General features: G+C 46.9%; 18 protein-coding genes. 11 read left to right on the top strand and 7 right to left on the bottom strand.

From position 1 onward, the window contains the following. Positions 1 to 22: 22 nt before the first annotated feature. Positions 23 to 637 (bottom strand): hypothetical protein, encoded by a 615-nt coding sequence (locus tag EIZ48_RS24600; RefSeq protein ID WP_160657585.1) that lies wholly within the window; start codon positions 635 to 637, stop codon positions 23 to 25. A 188-nt stretch (positions 638 to 825) separates the two neighbouring features. Between EIZ48_RS24600 and EIZ48_RS24595 the strand changes: the two genes are divergently transcribed. Then, positions 826 to 2,169, top strand: a complete 1,344-nt coding sequence (locus tag EIZ48_RS24595) for a DUF4397 domain-containing protein (protein WP_160657582.1) — start codon at positions 826 to 828, stop codon at positions 2,167 to 2,169. A 73-nt stretch (positions 2,170 to 2,242) separates the two neighbouring features. On the opposite strand, the gene EIZ48_RS24590 is transcribed toward EIZ48_RS24595, so the two are convergent. Both EIZ48_RS24590 and EIZ48_RS24585 read right to left on the bottom strand, forming a co-directional pair. Next, entirely contained in the window at positions 2,243 to 3,526 is a 1,284-nt protein-coding gene (locus EIZ48_RS24590; RefSeq protein ID WP_160657579.1) for a sensor histidine kinase, read from the bottom strand. A gap of 5 nt (positions 3,527 to 3,531) precedes the next feature. Next, positions 3,532 to 4,212: a response regulator transcription factor gene (locus EIZ48_RS24585; protein ID WP_160657576.1), complete on the bottom strand. Its 681-nt coding sequence runs from the start codon at positions 4,210 to 4,212 to the stop codon at positions 3,532 to 3,534. Between the two features lie 159 nt (positions 4,213 to 4,371). Between EIZ48_RS24585 and EIZ48_RS24580 the strand changes: the two genes are divergently transcribed. From EIZ48_RS24580 to EIZ48_RS24570, 3 genes are all read left to right on the top strand, one after another. Beyond that, entirely contained in the window at positions 4,372 to 5,166 is a 795-nt protein-coding gene (locus tag EIZ48_RS24580; RefSeq protein ID WP_160657574.1) for an efflux RND transporter periplasmic adaptor subunit, read from the top strand. Between the two features lie 11 nt (positions 5,167 to 5,177). Then, positions 5,178 to 8,246 carry an efflux RND transporter permease subunit gene (locus EIZ48_RS24575; protein ID WP_160657571.1) on the top strand — a complete coding sequence of 1,023 codons (3,069 nt, stop codon included), beginning with the start codon at positions 5,178 to 5,180 and terminating at the stop codon, positions 8,244 to 8,246. A gap of 113 nt (positions 8,247 to 8,359) precedes the next feature. Then, the gene (locus EIZ48_RS24570) at positions 8,360 to 8,620 is read left to right on the top strand and encodes a DUF454 domain-containing protein (RefSeq protein ID WP_160657568.1); all 261 of its coding nucleotides are present in this window, start codon (positions 8,360 to 8,362) and stop codon (positions 8,618 to 8,620) included. 111 nt (positions 8,621 to 8,731) lie between these two features. On the opposite strand, the gene EIZ48_RS24565 is transcribed toward EIZ48_RS24570, so the two are convergent. Together EIZ48_RS24565 and EIZ48_RS24560 are read right to left on the bottom strand one after the other, a co-directional pair. Continuing rightward, positions 8,732 to 10,639, bottom strand: a complete 1,908-nt coding sequence (locus tag EIZ48_RS24565; RefSeq protein WP_240153087.1) for a methyl-accepting chemotaxis protein — start codon at positions 10,637 to 10,639, stop codon at positions 8,732 to 8,734. 530 nt (positions 10,640 to 11,169) lie between these two features. Further along, entirely contained in the window at positions 11,170 to 11,781 is a 612-nt protein-coding gene (locus EIZ48_RS24560) for a TetR/AcrR family transcriptional regulator (RefSeq protein ID WP_160657566.1), read from the bottom strand. 108 nt (positions 11,782 to 11,889) lie between these two features. Here EIZ48_RS24560 and EIZ48_RS24555 point away from each other — a divergent pair, with 108 nt between their 5' ends. The 6 genes from EIZ48_RS24555 to EIZ48_RS24530 all read left to right on the top strand — a co-directional run bounded on the left by EIZ48_RS24555 (position 11,890) and on the right by EIZ48_RS24530 (position 17,662). Further along, a complete protein-coding gene (locus EIZ48_RS24555; protein WP_160657564.1) occupies positions 11,890 to 13,053 on the top strand; it encodes an MBL fold metallo-hydrolase in 1,164 nt (387 codons plus the stop codon). A 473-nt stretch (positions 13,054 to 13,526) separates the two neighbouring features. Then, a complete protein-coding gene (locus EIZ48_RS24550) occupies positions 13,527 to 15,185 on the top strand; it encodes a putative bifunctional diguanylate cyclase/phosphodiesterase (protein WP_160657562.1) in 1,659 nt (552 codons plus the stop codon). Positions 15,186 to 15,325: 140 nt separating this feature from the next. Next, a complete protein-coding gene (locus EIZ48_RS24545; protein ID WP_240153086.1) occupies positions 15,326 to 15,619 on the top strand; it encodes a DUF3303 domain-containing protein in 294 nt (97 codons plus the stop codon). A gap of 259 nt (positions 15,620 to 15,878) precedes the next feature. Further along, the gene (locus EIZ48_RS24540) at positions 15,879 to 16,094 is read left to right on the top strand and encodes a TIGR02450 family Trp-rich protein (RefSeq protein WP_160657560.1); all 216 of its coding nucleotides are present in this window, start codon (positions 15,879 to 15,881) and stop codon (positions 16,092 to 16,094) included. Between the two features lie 145 nt (positions 16,095 to 16,239). After that, positions 16,240 to 16,659: a GFA family protein gene (locus tag EIZ48_RS24535; RefSeq protein ID WP_160657559.1), complete on the top strand. Its 420-nt coding sequence runs from the start codon at positions 16,240 to 16,242 to the stop codon at positions 16,657 to 16,659. Positions 16,660 to 16,930: 271 nt separating this feature from the next. Continuing rightward, positions 16,931 to 17,662 (top strand): hypothetical protein, encoded by a 732-nt coding sequence (locus EIZ48_RS24530; RefSeq protein WP_160657557.1) that lies wholly within the window; start codon positions 16,931 to 16,933, stop codon positions 17,660 to 17,662. A gap of 72 nt (positions 17,663 to 17,734) precedes the next feature. Here the strand turns inward: EIZ48_RS24530 and EIZ48_RS24525 are convergent, their stop codons facing one another. Then, a complete protein-coding gene (locus EIZ48_RS24525; RefSeq protein ID WP_160657556.1) occupies positions 17,735 to 18,643 on the bottom strand; it encodes a LysR family transcriptional regulator in 909 nt (302 codons plus the stop codon). Positions 18,644 to 18,800: 157 nt separating this feature from the next. Here EIZ48_RS24525 and EIZ48_RS24520 point away from each other — a divergent pair, with 157 nt between their 5' ends. Further along, the gene (locus tag EIZ48_RS24520; RefSeq protein ID WP_160657554.1) at positions 18,801 to 19,241 is read left to right on the top strand and encodes a carboxymuconolactone decarboxylase family protein; all 441 of its coding nucleotides are present in this window, start codon (positions 18,801 to 18,803) and stop codon (positions 19,239 to 19,241) included. 36 nt (positions 19,242 to 19,277) lie between these two features. On the opposite strand, the gene EIZ48_RS24515 is transcribed toward EIZ48_RS24520, so the two are convergent. After that, positions 19,278 to 19,416, bottom strand: a 139-nt coding sequence (locus EIZ48_RS24515) for a transposase (protein ID WP_160652717.1), incomplete at its 5' end; no start/stop codon positions are given.

The following is a 19,416-nucleotide window of genomic DNA, read 5'->3' as shown; positions in this document are numbered from 1 at the left end:
CAAGCATGGGATCGATATCTGACTAACGCAATAACTCGGCATAAAGATCACTTTGGCGGATCATTTTTTTGAGATAACGAAGGCTGGAGTTTGGCCCCGGTTGCTTCAGTAGTCTTTGCTTGGTATGAACAGGCAGGGGCAGTACTTCCAACCAACGCCAGCAAAGCCAGCATGGATCCTCGTAGTCGGTAAGCCCGGGATCATTCGCTGGCCCTTGGTGAGCGTATTCTTTTTGCCACTGCCGGAGCTGAACCACAAGCCGGTCTGTGGTACTAAGCTTATGGCTGCAATGCCACAAAGGGAACAAGCTGGCAGAGAGATAGCGGCCGGGAGTTTTATTCTGTTCGGTATCAACGGCTCCCCACTGGGGCAGATCAAGAGAGACCTGAACCTGGTCTCCGGAGAGCCAGTCAACACAATCGATACTGGCGAATGTCACTATGTCTCCTGCTTTGTCTGCGACTTCGCCGTTGCTGTCTTGCATTACAATCCATATTCCTCCTGCGCGAGTTGCCTCGAGGATCGTTTGGCTAAACAGTGCCCCGTTGCCGCTGATTTGCTGCTTGGTTAGCGGCAGAAGGTGCTCGGTCGTAGTCAGAACGGGCAGAGTATATGAATGATACGGTCTCTTCGGCACAGGCATCTCCAGGTTTTCTTTTTAATTAACTACGCAGCAAATGAGCAATCAGATGACTGCAATAAAAAACTCTGTGAAATGATTGGCCTAGCATCTTAAACCAGAATTTTTCCTGGCTTTTATGATCGATTGAATTGCCTTGTTCGTAATTATTCCCGACCAACAATGAACAGGAAGAGGGTATTCGAATGAAAGCCAATTCGTTAGCGTTAGTGTTAGGTTCGGCATTTTTATTATCGGGTTGTTTGCTTGAAGATGAGCCCCAGTTACGCGTGACTCACGCCAGTAGCGATGCACCTCTGGTTGCAATCACGCTAAATGGCAAAATGGTTGGCGGACTGGAAGAAGTGGATTATCAGGTGGCAAGTGGATTTTTGAATCTTGAGGAAGGTGCTTACAACGTCGGTGTCGAGGCATTGCTTCCCGGCGATGAGAAAGTTGAGGTGATTGGGGCTAATCTGGATTTTGCGCCAGATATGCAATACGACGTTATTGCGCTTAACAATGCTGCGGCTATTGAAGCTGTTGTGCTGAGTCGTGAGAGCATTGGGCCGGGAGCGGGTGAAATACGTATTGATGTTCTGCATGCACACCCTGATGTACCAGGCGTAGATATCTATCTGACGACGGAAGAGAGTATCGACGAAGCACAACCTGCAGTTGGCGGACTGGAGTTCAAGGTTGACGATTTGGCGTTGCCTGTCACTGTTGAAGCCAAGACCTATCGAATCCGGGTTACTCTGGCTGGCGAGAAAGACGTCGTTTTCGATAGTGGCGATCTAAAACTGGCGGGGGGCAGTGACTTGATGATTACGGCAGTACCGAATGTGGACGGTGGTGCAGTTTCGCCAGTAAACCTTTTGGTCGCTGACGGACAGGGTGTAACAGTCTTGCGAAACAAAGAAGAAAAAGCAGCTGTGAGAGTGGTACATGCTGTTGATGATGCGCCAGAAGTGGATGTACTGGCTTCTGATGAGCCAGTTGACGGCCTCACTTTGATTGCTTTTAGGGAGTTCCGTAGCCTGGATCTTGCCGCAGACACTTACGATTTGACTGTGGCTGCATCCATTGACAACAGTCTCGTCGTTATTGAAGCGCCGGACACCAGCTTTGAAGCGGGCACTACGACCAGTATTTATGCCGTCGGTAAACTGAACAGTATTACTGATTCAACCATCGAGCCATTGGTTATCGAAGAAGACCTGCGCTCTGTCGCTCTGTATAGCAAACTGCGGGTAGTACATGCCAGTCCGACAGCCGGAGACCTCGGCCTGGTTGATATTCATGCCTCGGCTGATGGCGTATTTGATGAGACAACGGCTGTCCTCAAAGGGGTTGATTTTAAGGGTACCGATACCTTAATCGTGCCTGCCGGCACTTATTTCCTGGCAGTGATCCTAGCCAGCGATGATACCTTTACGCCAGCTGTCGAAGCCATGGCAACGATCGAGGACGGCGGTGTCTACTCGGTGGTTGCCACAGATGACTTTGCCGGTGGCCTGGTACTGAATGTCGATAATTCTGCGCCTTAGACGGCACAACAAAACGTTGAAGTGTTATCTGTTCGAGCCAACCTTTGCCAGCCGTCAGGCTGGCTTTTTTTGGTTATAAGCCAATATGAGTAGCGCAGTGCTTGGAGGTTGGATGTAAACACAATTGCGCCGTGCACCCCCGCTCCGGGTTTGACTTTAGCTCAAAGTCCCAGCCATAGCTTTGGCACAAACGTTTGACAATAAGGAGGCCGAGACCGTGCTCGGTTTCGGTGCTGCCAGTCAGGCCACATCCGGTATCGGTCACGCTGATGGTATGGCTGTCGATATGGATTGTGATTTGTCCCTGCCGGGTAAAGCGAATTGCATTATTAATCAGGTTTTTGAGGATCATTGCCAGCACCGGCTCGGGCAGATTGAGCTGGGTTTTGGGTTCGAGTGCAAGGTTTAGCTCTACGCCGTCTTTGAGTTTGGTCCGGAACTTATCCAGCGGAATCTCATTTTCAGTGACAACTCTCATGGTGCCCGCTTCGCTGGCATTTTCTTGTTTAACAATACTGAGCAGAACCTCCACAGTGGCATGCATGTTGGTGGCTGCGACGAGAATGCGGTCCCGTTGCTTGGCCTGAAAAACCGGATCGTCTTTCATTCCCTGGAGGTTAGCGGCACCAAGCACGATGGCGATGGGGGTTTTTAGCTCGTGGCTGGCATATTTGGCGAACATCAGCTCCTGTCTGGCGAGGCGTTCTTTCATTTGCTTGTATTCATTCAAGTGCTTGGTGAGGGTTTGCAACTCGTCAATCGAACGCTCCGAGACTGAAAACTCGTCATTATGATTGTGTTGTAGCTGGTGGCTAAGTTCGGTGACGGGTGACATTAACCCATCGAACATCCGTTGTAGGGAGTAGCGCAAGAACGTAATTAAAAACACTATTAGTGCAAACGATATAAGCATTAGTACGTGCCAGCCGTCATCGCCAAATTCGATAGCCCGTGCGTCGATCGTCAGATAGAGCGGCGTTTCATTTCCCTGAATATCGGTGAAAGTTGAGTGGAAAACGACGAAACCATCCGCGAAATACGAACGATGCCGGGTGATACCATTTTCTTTAAAGGGCATTAGCGCCTTGACTCTTTCTGGCAGTGCGGTTTCGCTGTAGTAGGCGCTTACATGCGGACTGAGCTGGGCGAAGTCATCTTGTATCAGAGTGTAGTGCTCAGTGGCAATGTGTTCAAAGGATGCCAAATGCTTACCTATCTGGTTATCTTCATTGATCACCAAATACATAGAGAAAGGAAAAAAGACCAAAAAAGACGAAACCAATGCGATGATTGAGAAAATTAAAAGTAATCTCGCTTTGACGTGCTTAATCGTGTTGCCGTGAAAGGACTTGAACATCTTGATTATTCTTCCAGTCGAAAGCCAAATTTCGGCACTGTGACCAACATAGCTTTGTCGAATGGCTTATCCAGTACATTTCGAAGTAAATAGATATGACCGCGCAGGAGATCTTTATCGGGTGAATCATCGCCCCAGATGGCATGGATAAGTGTTTCGCGCGAGACAACCTCGGGCGCAGCTTTGACGAGCATGGTTAGAATTTGGTACATCACCGGGGTGACGGTTAACTCGACACTCTCACGAGTCACCCGGTGCGAGTTTTGGTCAATTTTCAAGTCGCCGAATTGAATGATGGAGCTGGCGACTTCTCCGCGATAGCGTTTGATAATAGCCCCGAGACGGACCTCCAGTTCCTGAAAATCAAAAGGCTTGGTCACAAAGTCATCGATACCGCTCTGATAGCCGTTGAGCAAATCTTCTTTGCCGTTCAGGGCCGTCAGCATCAAGATTGGTGTTGTACACCCTTGTCCCCTAAGCTCTCTTGCGACTTGCAATCCGTCTTTTTTGGGCATCATTACGTCAAGAATAATGGCATCGAACTCGTTCTCGAGCGCAAGTTTGAGACCCCTTTCCCCATTGGCGGCAAAATCAACTTCTGCCCCCTTCACTTCCAGGAAGTCAGCCAGAATACCTTGTAACTCGTCATTATCTTCAACGATTAATATCTGTTTGTTGGTCAGCATGTTACCTCGGGAGTTTCGGAAGTGAATGTTATCTGGTCTCTGTTTTCTGGCTTCTATGGTAGCAACTTTTTGTCGAAATTTTGTCAATCACCGTTATTGACAAAAACTCGACATTCTCGCCCTCAAACTTTACTCAATAGACAATTGAGGGTTATTGCCATGAAACATAACTTGGTTGCAATGGGGTTAATCGGAGCCTTGCTATCAACCTCTTCGTTTGCGGTTGAGCTTATCGGCCACACCAGAAGTAAAAACATGACCAATGTGGTTTCTGAAGTTAGCGGTACAGTTGAAGTATCAGAACTTGAGACCGGGGCATTAGTGTCGGTTGGCAGTGTGCTTGCCAACATTAAGGCCCAGGACTTTGAACTTGAGATCAGCAAGCAAGAAGCCAACCTTGCTTTGGTTGAGGCCGATTTGACCATCAAACAGTCTCTCTATAACCGGTATCGAGAGCTGAGAAACAAAAACAGCCTTTCACAGAATGAGCTTGATATTGCGGCGGCAGACTTGGGTGCAGCCAAGGCGACAGTAGCACTGGCTCAAATTGAATTACAGAAAGCCCGGTTGGATTTAGGGTACACCCGGATCAGTGCCGACATGAATGGCTATATTGTTAACCGCTCTGTTGAAGACGGTGCCTGGGTTAACCAGGGGGACTTGCTGTACCAGGTCGTCAATATTGATGTACTGAACGTACGCTTGTTAGCTAGCGAATATGACATCGGAAAACTCCGTGTTGGGCAGCAGATTGAAATCTGGGCAGAAGCGAATCCCGAACTCAAAGTCCGCTCTTCGATTAAGCGTATCGGTGTGGAACTTGATCCGGCTACCTTTGCCTATCCTGTCGAGGTGGAAATCAACAACCCCGATCACCTGTTCAAGCCAGGGATGTCGATCCATGCATCGACAACATCGGCTGACAACCTTACCGCATCTAACACTCAACCTTAAAGGTCAGGATCATGCAGGGATTTATTGCCTATTTTGCTCGCAGGAGCTTTCTCGCCCGTATCTTGACGGTGATGGTATTAATGGTCGGTATGGCCTCTTTGAGCATGCTGAAGCTCCAGGAGTTGCCGGATATTGCTTTTGAAGAAGTGGAGATCACAACCCAATATCCGGGGGCGACGGCGCAGGATATTGAGCTGAACATTACCAACCAAATTGAAAAAGAGCTTAAGTCCGTTCAGGGGATCAGGAAATATACGTCGCAGTCAACGGAAGGCCTGTCTTATATCTCCATAGAGGTGGATGAAGCCGCTGATATCACCAAAGTGCTGCGGGATATCCAGCAAGCGGTGGATCGCGTTAAGAGTTTACCCAAGGATATTACCAACCCGCCAGTTGTCGAACAGCGCAGCACATCCTCGTTTGAAGTGCTGACGTTTGGCGTCAGCCATGACGGGGATTATGCCAGTCTGCAGCCATATGCGCGAACGCTGGAAAAGTCATTAAAAGGCCTTTCCGGCGTAGGCAGCGTAACTATGACTGGCTTTAGCGAAAGAGAGTTCTGGATTGAAGTGGATCCTGAAAAGGTCAGCCGTTACCAATTGACCTTTGATGATGTAATTAATGCGGTGAACAGCCGTAACCTGTCGCTGTCTGGCGGAGTAGTGGAATCCTGGGACAGTGAGCAGCGCATTGTCACCATGACACAAATTCAGTCAGTCGAAGAGCTGGGGCAACTGGTGATCAAAGTGTTGCCAACCGGGGGGCTAGTTCGCCTGTCAGATATTGCCACGATGACCGACACCTTCGAGAAAGCAACCGAAAAAGCGGTGATCAACGGCCAGTCGGCTATTTTGTTCAGTGTGACGAATGGTGCCGGGGCTGACATTATCGCCACGGTTGATAGCATTAAGGCGTTGATCAATGCCGAGCAGCAGCGTTTAGGCGATCAGTATCGCTTTGAACTTGGTTTGAACTTGGCTGATGACATGAGCGACAAGTTCTCGATTGTCTCGATCAACGGTGGGATCGGGCTGATATTGGTGTTGTTGGTGCTGAGTTTGATCCTCAAGCGTCAAATTGCGTTTTGGGTGTCGGTCTCTATTCCGTTTTGTGTACTGGGGGTGATGGCTATTTTGCCCGTCTTAGGTATGAACCTCGACAGTATCACCTTATCGGCACTGCTGCTGGTGATCGGCATTATTGTGGACGATTCCGTGATTATTGCCGAGAGTATTTATCAGGAGAAAGAAAAGGGTAAAAGGGCACTGGAAGCCGCTATTGACGGAACCCGCAAGGTGATAAAGCCGATTATGGCAAGCCTGACAACCACTGCCCTGGTGTTTATTCCGATGTTCTTTATTCCCGGTACCATGGGCAAGGCGGTTATTGTGATCCCCTTAACGGTGATTGCCGCGCTGTTGTTCTCGTTATCTGAATGTACGTTTACTTTGCCGGCACATTTGGCCAACTCACTGAAGGAAACTAAGCAGAAAGTGTCTTGTCGCGAACTTCGCCCTGATCGCTTCCAGACCGTCATATCGGTATACACTCGGTTACTGTCATGCTGCCTGAATTATAAAAAGAGCGTGTTGTTGGTGGCAATGCTGATGCTGGGTATCAGCGGTTGGCTGGCAACGACACTGAAGCTGGATATTTTCCCGTCTGAGGCAGCAAAATATATTGAGGTTTATACCGAGGTAACGCCGGGGACACCTCTGGAAGATGTCAAAGCAGCACATTTCCAGCTTGAGCAGGCTATTGAAGCATTATCAGAAAATGAATTGGTGAGCTATCAGCTGACCTATAGCAGCCCTGCGACATCGGGGTTGATTGTGTTATCGAGTTTTGAGCAGCGTGAACGCAGTGCCGAAGAGATCCTTGTTGAGTTAAATCACCAGCTAGAGACTGTGGATGAGCTGTCCTTCGTCAAGCTGTCGATTGATGCCGGTGGCCCTCCCCCGGGCGAGCCGGTTGAAGTACGGGTGCTAGGTGGTAACCAATCAGAGCGTGAAGAAGCCGTGGTGCTGGTAACTGACTGGCTTAACCAGCAATCAGGTCTGAACAAGGTGACTAACAGCGAAGCCTTGAAAGATCCTCAGTTACAAATTGTTCCTCAGTATGAATGGTTGGCTCGTTATAATCTGACCGTCTCTGATCTGGCAACGACGCTGCGAATTGCCTTTGAAGGTGAGACGGTAACATCAACCTGGTTGGGTGATCAGGAAGTTGATATGCGTGTTCTCATGGATGCGGAATACCGGAACATTCAACGTCTGAGTACAACGAAGATCTATACGGCAAACGGTGCGCAGGTACCACTCAGCCGATTGGCGAAAGTCGAGCGAATTGACGTTCCTCGTCAGATCCAGCATTACAATGGCGAACGTCAGGTTATCGTAACGGCGCAAATTACAGATCAGGCGCTGACGCCAAATATGATTAGCCAAACGCTAACACAGGCTCTTGAAGGTAAAATGCCAGCCTCAGTAAAGCTTGAAATCGGTGGTGAGGCCGAGAGTACCAATGAAACCATGAGTGGCTTCGTTGTTGCCTTTCCGGCGGCCATTATTGGTATTTATTTCGTTCTGGCAGTGATGTTCGGTTCATTGTTACAGCCAATGCTGGTGATGGCGGTGATCCCGTTTGCCATTGTCTCTTCATTGATGGCACTGTTTGTCCACATGCAGCCATTGTCACTGTTTGCGCTTATTGGTGTTCTTGGCATGACCGGGGTGGTGGTGAATAACTCCCTGGTGTTGATTAACCGAATCAATGAGCTAAGAGCGGAAGGTAACGTTGTGCTTGAAGCGATAGTCGACGCTTCGACAAGCCGTTTGCGGCCGATAGTGCTGACATCAATGACAACGGTTGTTGGGTTGCTTCCTCTGGCTTATGGAATTGGCGGGACCGATGTCTATATGGGGCCTATGTCGCTCACACTAGGTTATGGCTTGTTGTTTTCATTGCCAGTCGTATTGATAGTAATCCCGTGTCTGTATCTGACGTTTTTTAGCCGAGAAATGAAGGCAGATGACATAGAGGAGAGCCGACAAATGAGAGCCGAGTCTACATTTGCGTAAAACCGATATGGTATTCATTGCCTATAGATTGCGAGATGCTGACTTTAACTTATTGATCTCAAAATATTAGTTGCTAGGTAATGAAGAGTGCGAAAAAGCACCGAGGTTTGATAATGACGCAATATAAGAAAAAGAAGTTATTCGCAATGGCCATGAATGCCATTGTAATGCTGGTTAGTTTTGTCCTAATGGAATTGAACATATTGGGCATAATTCCGATGATAGTGATGGCCTGTTGTACCATTGCTATTTTCGGTAACGCGATGGTTTATTTTTTCAATTATGACGAGGACGCAGCGGATCTGAGTGAAATCGGCAAGACAGTCGCGAAATCCAGCGTTGATGGCATGGCCGAATTACGGAACAAGAAGTAACTATCGGCTGTTTTGAGCGTTGTTCTGTCGCTTGTTAACCCTGCCCGAATGAATCTCTGCCCCCCACAATGTTGGGGGGCTTTCTTATATCTAAAGCATGTCGTTTAGGGATTAAAACTTAAACTGACTGACCAGGCCGGAGAGGTGATCGGCTTTTTGTTTTAGCTGGTGGCAGTCTCTTGCGGTCTGCTCAACCATGGCATCACTTTGGCGTGCGATTTCTGCAATGCTGGTGACATGGGGAGAGATCTCATTAATCACACTCGACTGCTGGCTGGTGGCAGAAGCGATTTGCATGTTGATGGCATTCATCTCGCTGACGTTGGTAGAAATTGCCGTGAGTTGCTGCTCAGAGTGAGAGGCTTCTGTCTGACAGTTTTTGCCCAGCTCAGCACTGGTTGCTATCGCATTGACCACCGCATCGGTGCGTTTTTGCAGCTTATCAATAATGACACGGATCTCTTCTGTCGAGCTCTGGCTTCTGGAGGCCAGGGTTCTGACTTCGTCGGCAACAACAGCAAAGCCGCGCCCCTGCTCGCCGGCTCGTGCAGCCTCTATGGCAGCATTGAGCGCCAATAGGTTGGTTTGTTCTGAGACACCGCTAATCACATCAAGTACGGTATCGATGGAATTAGCATCCTGAGCAAGCTGGGCTACGACCTCGTCGGTGTCGCTCAGCTGCTTGTTCATGTTTTCAACACTCTCGTAGGTGGCAGTAACAGATTGATGGCCTGTAGATATTGCTTCGGAGGCTGAGGCCGCACTGTTTGCAGCGCCATCCGCATTCTGGGCAACTTCGTCAGAACTGGCTCCCATTTCGTGTATTGCCGTAGCCACTTGCTCTATCTTGCTGGTTTGTTGCTTGATTTCCTGTTCCATAGAGCAGGCAAGCTGGTCAACATTCTCAATCGATGCTGAAATTTCTTTTCCGGTATCGGACACATTCTGGAGCAACTGGCTTAGGTACTGCACAAACTGGTTATACCCCCGGGCAATTTGCCCGACTTCGTCATGGCGTGAATCATCGAGCCGCTGGGTTAGATCACCGCCTCCTTTGCCGATATTTTCCAGCAGCTGGGCCACATGAACAAAGGGTGAAAGCAGTCGGTTGATTGACCAGGCAGACAGAGGAATAAAGATGGCGGCAATCACCAGTCCCATAACAATCATGTTGAAACTAAAGCTACTGAGGTAGGCCAATACTTCGTGTCTCGGCACCTGGGTGATCAGCGTCCAGCCTATGCCCGGTAAGGCCTTGCCACCGACTATCTGCGGGCTACCGGCAATATCCAGTTCGCGAACTGTGGATTTTTCGGTACCTAGCAAGGTACTAAAATCATGTATCCCGAGTGTAGAGAGAGATTGTCCAACCAGCTGTTTTTGCGGGTGCACTTTGATAATGCCCTGATCATCGACCAGAAAAACAATGCCGCTTTCGCCGATACGGAATTGGCTAATAAGCTCGGTCACCTTGTCGAGGGTGAGTCCGATACCGGCGACACCAATTCGCCGTCCATTGTTCATTACGGCATAGTTAACGAACATTGTAGGTATGCCCGTGGCACCTTCGGTATCAATAGATAGCTCGAACGGCTTGTTAGATTTCATAAACTGGTGAAACCACTGATCGCCAGGGGCGGTATCACTCATCGTTTTCAAAATACCGGCTGGCGTATAGTAGGTGTAGTCGTCGGCGGAAATAAAATAAGAGGTGATAGCATTAAATTCTGTTCTAACGTCGGAAAGGTATGTGGCTATTTCTTGTTTTGATGAGTTGTTGTAATAGTTTATAAATAAAGGGGATAAGGCGATGACTTGCGAGGCTGTAACGGGAACATTGAGCTGAGCATTTAAATCATTGCTCACTTCGCCTAACACTGCGGGTAATTCGCGCTGGAACGTTTTGTCGATAAGAATGTTCCAGCTTGAATTAAAGGAATACGCACCCATCACAGTGATGATCACTAAAGCTGCAGTTACTGTAGCTAGTATTGCCTTGTTTCTAATTGTGAGCTTCAAGCTTACACTCCTTATGATGACCTGGTTGAATGGCTATTTCTTAAGAAAGCTATAGGTAGGGTCTTAAGAGATAACGATATAGGTTAGAGGTATGAGTTTTCATTGATGATCAGGGGGATAGCAGCAATGCTAAATCCGATCATGGAGTCGATGACAACTGAGTCTGTAATGCCAAAAGAGCATTTATTCAATATCGATTTTGTGCCGAGGATACAGTACGCAACTCCCATGGTCTGGGAGCATATCTACATATTTGTCAAAATAAGTTGAAGGCAGATCAAATATTCGCAGATATATAAATTATCATATACCCATATATTATATAGGGGTATGTTTTTTGTAATTAAGAATTATATTGATTGCTCAGCTGTGAATATTTATTGAAAGCTTTTACTGTACTCGTACCCAATGAAAATTTTCGAAATATGAGTAAATTGTTTCGAGTTTGTTCGGTTGTGCATTTTTCCCAACAAGTATTTTATTTTTATAAAATAACCAGACCATTGCTGATCTGGTTATTTATATCTAAGTTAGCTGTCTTTGAGATAGGCACTGAGAAATTGTGCGACGGCCATTTCTATTGCAATTTCCCTTTCATGTTGGCTGGCAGGGGGGAGGTGAACAAGTATCTGTGGCCAGAAAACGATGGATTTCAGGGCTGCCATAAATTGCTCAGAAGCAATATCCGGGTAGCGGATATCAAGTACTTCTGCTGAAACACCCGCTTCGATCCACTTGCTCAGCCCTTTGAACCCCTCTAGCTGTTGAACTTTCTTCATCATGAGCGATGCCGAGTCAGTTGAACGCATACATTCAGATAACACCATTCTGGCCAGCGAGATAAAATGCGGGCAGCATAGGAGTTCGACTTCCTTCCGAGCGATAGCGGTGAGCTGGACCTTAACTGGTTCGTCAGGGTTGAAGGGAGTTTGAGTGATCCCTGCAACATTGGAGAGCATGCGCTCAATAATGGCATTAAATAAGCTTTCCTTGGTTGGGTAGTACTTGTAGAGCGTACGCTTTGAGACTTCTGCCTTTTTTGAAATGGCTTCCATACTCGCCTGCTCCAGTCCTTTTTCAGTGAAAATATCAATTGCAGCAAGAATAATATTTTCTTGTTTTATTTCAGCGACTTTAACCATTTCAGCACCATTGATGAACAAAAAAGTAAACGAGTGTGTTTACTTTTACACGATTCCCGTTAAGATTAAAAGTATACACCATCGTTTACTTTTGAGGCTAGCGAAGCAATGAACACAACATTAAAAGCATCTATGGTCGCTGTGTTGGCAGCGCTTGGAATTGCTGTCAGCGGTAGCGACAAGGTTGATGTCGATGCTGTTCGAAGTGAAGATCTTAGACAGGAGCGCATTGCAAGCTCGCCGCAATTTATTGATGGTAAAGTGGTTTCTCACCTGCCAAGGATGAGCGCTGAAGAAGTCATGCTAAAAACAATGTGGAAGTTTTTCATGCAGCGTGACCGGTACAAACCATCCGAGCGCCTTCAGTTTCAGGCGGTTGATACCCAGTTGCTTGCCAAGTCGAGCCAGTCGCTCAGGGTTACCTGGCTGGGCCATTCATCGTTGTTTGTTGAAGTCGACAATACCCGTTTGTTGATCGATCCTGTATTCGACTATGCAGCGCCTTCGTTTTTTGCCCGTTGGTTTGAACGAAATGTTGATGCGCCGGTTAGCCGAGAGGATCTGCCGGTTCCTGATGTGATCCTGATTTCTCATGATCATTATGATCATTTGGAAGAGAACACAGCGCGATACTATGCCAACACGGATGTGAAATTCTTTGTGCCGCTCGGAGTAGGCCGCCATCTTGAAAAGTGGGGCGTGAAAGCGACCAATATTCAAGAGTTCGACTGGTGGGAAAGCCAGCAGTTTAATAGCGTGACTATTACTTCGGCACCAGCCAACCACAATTCAGGTCGCGGGCTGTTTGATTCGAACAAAACCTTGTGGTCCTCATGGGCAATTCAGGCTAATGCCGGGAGTGTGTTCTACAGTGGTGATTCGGCCTATGGAGAGCATTTTAAAGAAATCGGTGAACGCCTAGGCCCGTTTGATTTGTCATTTATCGAAGTAGCCGCCAATGTGAAGAACGGCAAAGGCTACCCGGTCGAGGGTTGGGGCCATATGCAGGCAGCTCATACCATGCAGGCTCATCTGGATGTCAGGGCCGAAAAGCTCTTTCCGGTGCATTGGTCTACTTACGAGCTGTTCCTTCATCGTTGGGATGAGCCGGTGAATGACTTGATTGCCGAGGCTGAGGTCCATAATACGGAGCTGGTTACGCCTTTGATCGGTGAATCGCTGGATTTCTCGCAACCTGTACGTACCACCTACTGGTGGCAAGACAGCCTGAAATGGCTGGATTATTCGCAGTTGGCGCAAGTGCAGCCTTAAATTATGGATTATACCCAGTGCCTGATACTGTCAGGCGCTATTTTATGTTTGTTCTTGTAGCTTATTGATAAAATTCAGGTATTAGCGAAGTTTCTACTACCCCTCTTCATAAATGAAATTGCCTTGACACCTGGTTCGTTATTTTCGTGTCTGAGCAGTTTACCGCTTCTTTGGTATCGTTCTTTTTTCTGTTTAATCAGCTCGTGATAATAGAGGCTATCGTTGGATTGTTCGCTCTAATAGTATGATTAATAATAACTACTAGATACAGATTGAACACTGGTTTGACCTATTAACCTATATTTTAAGTGGTTATATACAAGGGAGATTGCGGTTGTTGAGGCCTTAAAAAATTAATATCAATTAGAGAAAATATTCAACAGCTCAATGAAAAAGTCCTGTATCATGATGAAAATAATGCTGAGGCTGCGTTCCACAGAATATTAATAAAAAGAATACTAACGAGTACACTGATGAGTGATGTTGCATATTCGCTATTACCAGCACTGACTATCCACAATGATATTGTAATTGCGTGTAATGACGTTTTTACAGAGCAAGTTGGATATGTGAAGTCAGAAATAATAGGCTGCAAATTGCATAGTGTTTTATCTATTCTTGATGCGAAGACCCAGCACACCATAAGCAATGAACAACTTACTGCTTATGTTGTTGATAGCGCTCAGAGGAAATCCGTCAAAGCTGCGCTGAAAAACAAACATCATTATTCACTGCCGGTTGATATGCAATGCCTTGCTAGCAAGGATGAGGTGAATGTCTTTGAGCTGTATTTCCGGGTGCTGGAAAATAAATCGGTTGATCCGATTACGGGACTGCCTAATGGCTGGGCAATACGTTCTCGAGCTGAGTACTTACTTCGTCTCCCTGAAAGGCATAAACCGAAATTGGCGTTGCTTATTTTTTCTGTCGATAATTTTTCAACGATGAATTTTCGTTATGGCTTCGATGTCGGCGATAACTATTTATGGGTGTTGGGGAAAACGCTACAGGAAAGTATTAACGACAGGGGCTTGGTGGTTCGTTATTCCAATGCAAAATTTGGGGTATTGGTCGAAGATTATAACGGGTTGTCAGCCGAATCCTTTGATGCCTATGTTGTTCATATCTGCAAACACCTTTGTGATGTTGCGGCAATGCCGCTGAAACTCAATGGTGGTCATCAGGTAAATAAATCTTTTAGTATTGGAGTCAGTGCTGAAAGTGCTGTTTATGACAGTTATCATGCGATGGAAGTGGCGGCTGAAATCGCAATGAGAGAAGCAAAGAAGTTCAGTACTTCCAAATATTGCTTGGCGACGGAACAGACGAAAGATGATTTGGTATTTAAGAAGCTTATCATTGAAGAGTTACCTCAGGCGATAGAACAAAACCAGATCAAGATATATTTTCAGCCCCAATATGATTTGAGCAATGGTATGCTTATTGGTTTTGAAGCATTATCTCGCTGGCAACATACGGAGTTGGGTAATATTCCTCCGGATATTTTTGTGGGTATTGCTGAAGAGATTGGTTTGCATTTTGAATTTGACTTGTGGGTATTTCATCAGGTTTGTTCACAAATTGTTGAATGGCGAAAGCATGGTGTAAATACCCCTCGGATAGCAATCAATATATCCTTTAAAACAATAGAGATGACGACGTTTGTCTCTCGTATTGTGAATATTATTAAAACAACCCAATGTCCGACTGAGCTGATTGAAATAGAAATCACAGAGACGGCAACAGCAAAGAATATCAGTACGCTGAGGGACAATATTACGCAGCTAAAAAGTGCCGGGATCAATATTGCGGTCGATGATTTTGGCACTGGCTACTCATCACTGAACTTAATTCGTACTTTCTGCCAGTCGCTGGATAAGCTGAAATTGGATCGCACACTGATCGAGAATATCTGCAATACCGAACTGGACCGTGAATTTACCCGGCAGATCATTGAGCTGAGCCGCGTGCTGCAGGTTAAGGTGCTTGCTGAAGGGGTCGAAACTCGGGAGCAGCGTGAACTGTTAACACAGCTCGGTTGCGACTGTGCCCAGGGTTACTATTTCGACAAGGCACTTCCAGTATCAGAGACGCAAGCATTGATCGACAGAGCCTATAGCTCTATTAGTTGACGATCTCTTGATTGCAAATAACGGCTAACTCGTTGGTGTTAATCGCCTTTTGTATTGGAGGCCTATCGGACGCATGCATTGAGCCACAGGCCGTGCACCTCCTTATCTATACTTATCCTCAGTGCTAAAACGAGGTACTGATGATGACGTTTTTAATTACCTGGCAGTTACACCAAGGCAAGCTGCATGCGACGCTGGCTCATTTTTCTCAGCTTACCACAGAGCAGGATCAGGCGATGATGGGGGAAGAGATCAAGATGATTGGCCGCTGGCATGATTTGGTCAGCGGAACGGGAGTCGCGATTTGCGAGTCTGATAGTATCGAGGCGGTTTCTGCCTACGCGCTGAAATGGAATAGCGATATGGATATCTCAGTGCAGGCGGTCGTCGATGACGAACAGGCCAAGGCGCTGGGCAGTAAATTGTTGGTATAGCCTGCGATTGCCTGTTTTCTCTCATTAGATAAGTCACACCCTAGCTGCTTGCGAGCAGCTAGGGTGTTTTTTTTGGGGAAACTGGGAGTGGATATACATTGTGATCAGGCAGAGACAGGCAGATCAAAAGATTGCAGGTAATGCCGTGTATCTCGTTTTCCGATTTTATCGAAAGAAATGAGTTAATTGCTGCGATCAAATGATCGGAAAGTCGGTTTGAAGCGTTGGCTATAGCAAAGGCCTGTAAAGGGATCCTGATATGAACCGTATTCACCCAAAGGCATTGCTAAATAGCAAATGGACCAAAGTACATCCCGTTCATCGGGAGAGGCATTTTGTTGTAACCCAGGTTGAGTTTGATGAGAACCATAAGGTTAAACGCTGTGTTATTGAGGCGGTGATTAACCGACATGAGTATGAGCTTAACTGGCGAGAGCTAACCGATTCTTTGGAGTGGCAGATCGGCTGGCACTAGGTGGCAGGCAGTTGTTATGGATAATGCTGTTTGAAACTTGCATCTTGCTCACAGTAATTCTTGTCTATAGTTGAATAATGGCGGCTGTATATATATACAGTATCATGGTAATAATTTATAAGATGGAACAAGACAAGGAGGACATATGAGTGAGAAACAAGCGGTATCTGGCAGCTGCCTATGTGGAAAAGTGACGATTGAAGCGAAAGCCGCTGATTTGCATGTCGGAGCATGTCATTGCGGGATGTGCCGTAAATGGGGAGGAGGGCCATTCCTTGCCGTTGACGGCGGGGCTGAAATCACGATTAACGGTGAAGAGTTTGTCAGTCGTTACGTTTCTTCTGAATGGGCCGAGCGAGCTTTTTGCAAGGAGTGCGGGACACATTTGTTCTACCTATTAAAGGGGAATGGTCAGCATATTATTACGGCTGGTATTCTTGATCAGCAGGATCAGATGAAAATGGATCATCAAATCTTTATTGATAAGAAACCAGAGTATTACGCCTTTAGCAATGACACCCAAAACATGACAGAAGCCGAAGTGTTTGCGAAGTACGCGCCTTAATCAGAGTAAGCCTTAACCGGGTAATACACGGAGTCCGTCAGGGCACCTCATCCCGATGGGGGCGGTGCCCTATACTTTTGTGTGTGATTAGTTTCAAAGGCAAATCACTAAAAAATAGAGTTTTTTGTCTACACTAGAGATAACAGTCAAACGTGAAGAGGAGAGTCCATCGGCAGAGAGGTTTGCAAGAAAGGTGTTAGTTGGCACTTACCATATGCCTTTGTTGTATAGGCAGCTTAGGTATCGTGGTGTTGATATTGAGGGGTAGATCATGCTCGATTTTGCAAACAGCCAGGCTTTGAAAAGCAAACAGGCGAAGGCGACCACCGCATCCAATATTATCAAAAACGTAATCTTGTCCGATCTCAGTGAACTTTATTCATCAGCCGAAATTGATGTCCTGCAGCAGGCACAGCAGCTGATCGAAGATGGCAAAAATCGGATTCGGCATTTAAAGGAAAAGCGTCTGAATGAAGAGAAACAGCGCCTTGCCGTCGAAGCCAGATTACATGAAAGGGCGTTTGATATTGCATTTGCTGCATTGAGTAACATGACACTCGCAGAGCTATATCTGCTCAATACGTCTTTTGCCTTTCAGTCTTCATCAGCCGTCAGCGAATTAATAGAAGACTATGACCATCAACATTATCTGGCCACTGTACAGAGCTGGCTTGATGCCGATGTCAGTACCGACAGTTACTTCGATCTTTCTCCACAAGAAGTCCAGGAGGGATGGATGGTTGGAATTGCCAAGGCGGCGGTAGAAATCATCAGTTGGCCGAACCTCAAGCATCACCGGAATTACCAGGATCCGTCGGCTGGTCATATTGAACCGTTGGGCATCCCCGATGATTTTCCAGCAGCGATTTATACCGATGTGCAATATACCAATCGGTATCGATTGAGTTCTGATTGTCTCAGGGTGATTCAGGCGTTAACCGAGTACGAAGAAAATGAGCAAAAGGTTCGGTCGATTCTAAATAGCCTGAGTCAGGACTCGTAACTAAACTAAATCTAACCAAGGCGACTTTATAGCCAAGGCGGTGGATCCGCTTTGGCTTGTTGTTCAGATTCTCTACAGATACAGACTGTGCTGTTCAGTTTTTTCAAGCAAGAAATCGATGAAGGCGCGTAGATGAGGTTTGGGGTATTTCCCGCCGCGATAGATGGCATAAATTTCCCCGCTGGTGTGCTCATGTTGCATCACCTGCCACTCTGGCAGCACGGGAACAAGCCGCCCCTCTTTGAGGGCGTCTGTCAGCATCCAGCTAGATAACAGCAGTAACCCCGCTCCGCCTTCTGCTGCGGCCAGCAGCGGAGAGCCCCCTTTCGAAGTCAGGTTACCCTGGACCGGGATCTTCTTGTGCTGTTTTTTTTGCGAAAAATGCCAGTAGCTTCTTTGCCTGTCATGGTTTAGCAATAGGCAATTATGTTCGCTGGCCTCTTCCGGTTTTTGAGGTGTGCCGTATCGGGCCAAGTATGCTGGTGCTGCGCACAGTAACGTATGGTTGGTCATGAGTTTGCGTGCATTCAAGCTGCTATCAACCGGCCGTCCGACTCGGATTGCAACATCAATGTTTTCAGCATTGAGATCGACCAACTTGTTATCGAGCTCGATCTCTACGTTTACTTGCGGATACCTAGCCAAAAACTCGGGCAGATAGGGGCAAACGCAAAGGTTACCGAAACTCTCGAAGACTGAGATCCGCAGTGTGCCTCTGGGCTCATCATTCAGGGCATTCATAGATAGCACAAGCTGATCGGTATCTTCGATCAGCTTGGTTGCTCCGGCCAAAAAATACTGGCCTTCTTCAGTGAGAAGCAATTGGCGGGTGCTGCGTTTAAACAGGGTGACATTCAATTGCCGCTCGAGGTTGTCAATATTTCGGGCAACGGAAGACGGGGCCATATTCAGTGTCTGTCCTGCTTTTGAAAAGCTTCCTGAGTCGACGACCTGGATAAAAACTCGGGCTAGATCCAGCATATTTAACCTTTGCGTATGATGCAAAACTATTGCAGATTTTGGTTGTATTCTATCTATTTGTCGAATGGCGCACAATGACATCACTTTCCTGGTGAACCGAGAAAAAGCAGGTACACCAGGTTCATCGAATCCGATAAAACAACCGAGGATCACCCTTATGTCAAAACGCATCGATATCAGCACCGTTCAGCCGAAAGCCGTCCAGGCGATGATGGGAGTGGAGTCTTACCTGAGTACAACCGATATTCCGGTATCACTTCGCGAACTGATCAAGCTCCGTGCATCCATGATCAATAAATGTGCTTATTGTATCCAGATGCATGCGCCTGTGGCCTTGGCACACAATGAAACTGAGCAGCGGCTGCTGGCTTTGTCGGCATGGGAAGAGTCACCACTATTTAGTGAAACCGAACGGGCTGTGCTGGCAATGACAGACGAGATCACTAAAATTTCCGACCACGGACTGTCGGACGAAACCTACCAGCGGTGTCTGACGCTACTGGGAGAAAATGTGTTGGCGCAATGCATTATGCAGATCATAGCCATCAATGCCTGGAACCGCTTTGCTGTCTCAACCAAAATGGTGCATGAAGCATAAGCGGACAGGTTCAGTGTTGCTACGAAGAAAAAAGGTTCATCGCGGCTTTCCGGGGAAAGCTGCTTTTATCTTTAGGAAGAAGTATTCCGTATCTCGATATCCGTATCCCATACGCTTGATGAGTTTTATCTTGTTATTGATCCCCTCCAGCGTACAAGTATTCAGATGATATGAA

Origin of the sequence: Photobacterium alginatilyticum, from assembly GCF_009910675.1 — a bacterium.
GTDB lineage: Bacteria > Pseudomonadota > Gammaproteobacteria > Enterobacterales > Vibrionaceae > Photobacterium > Photobacterium alginatilyticum.
This window is presented reverse-complemented; position numbering and strand designations above follow the sequence as displayed.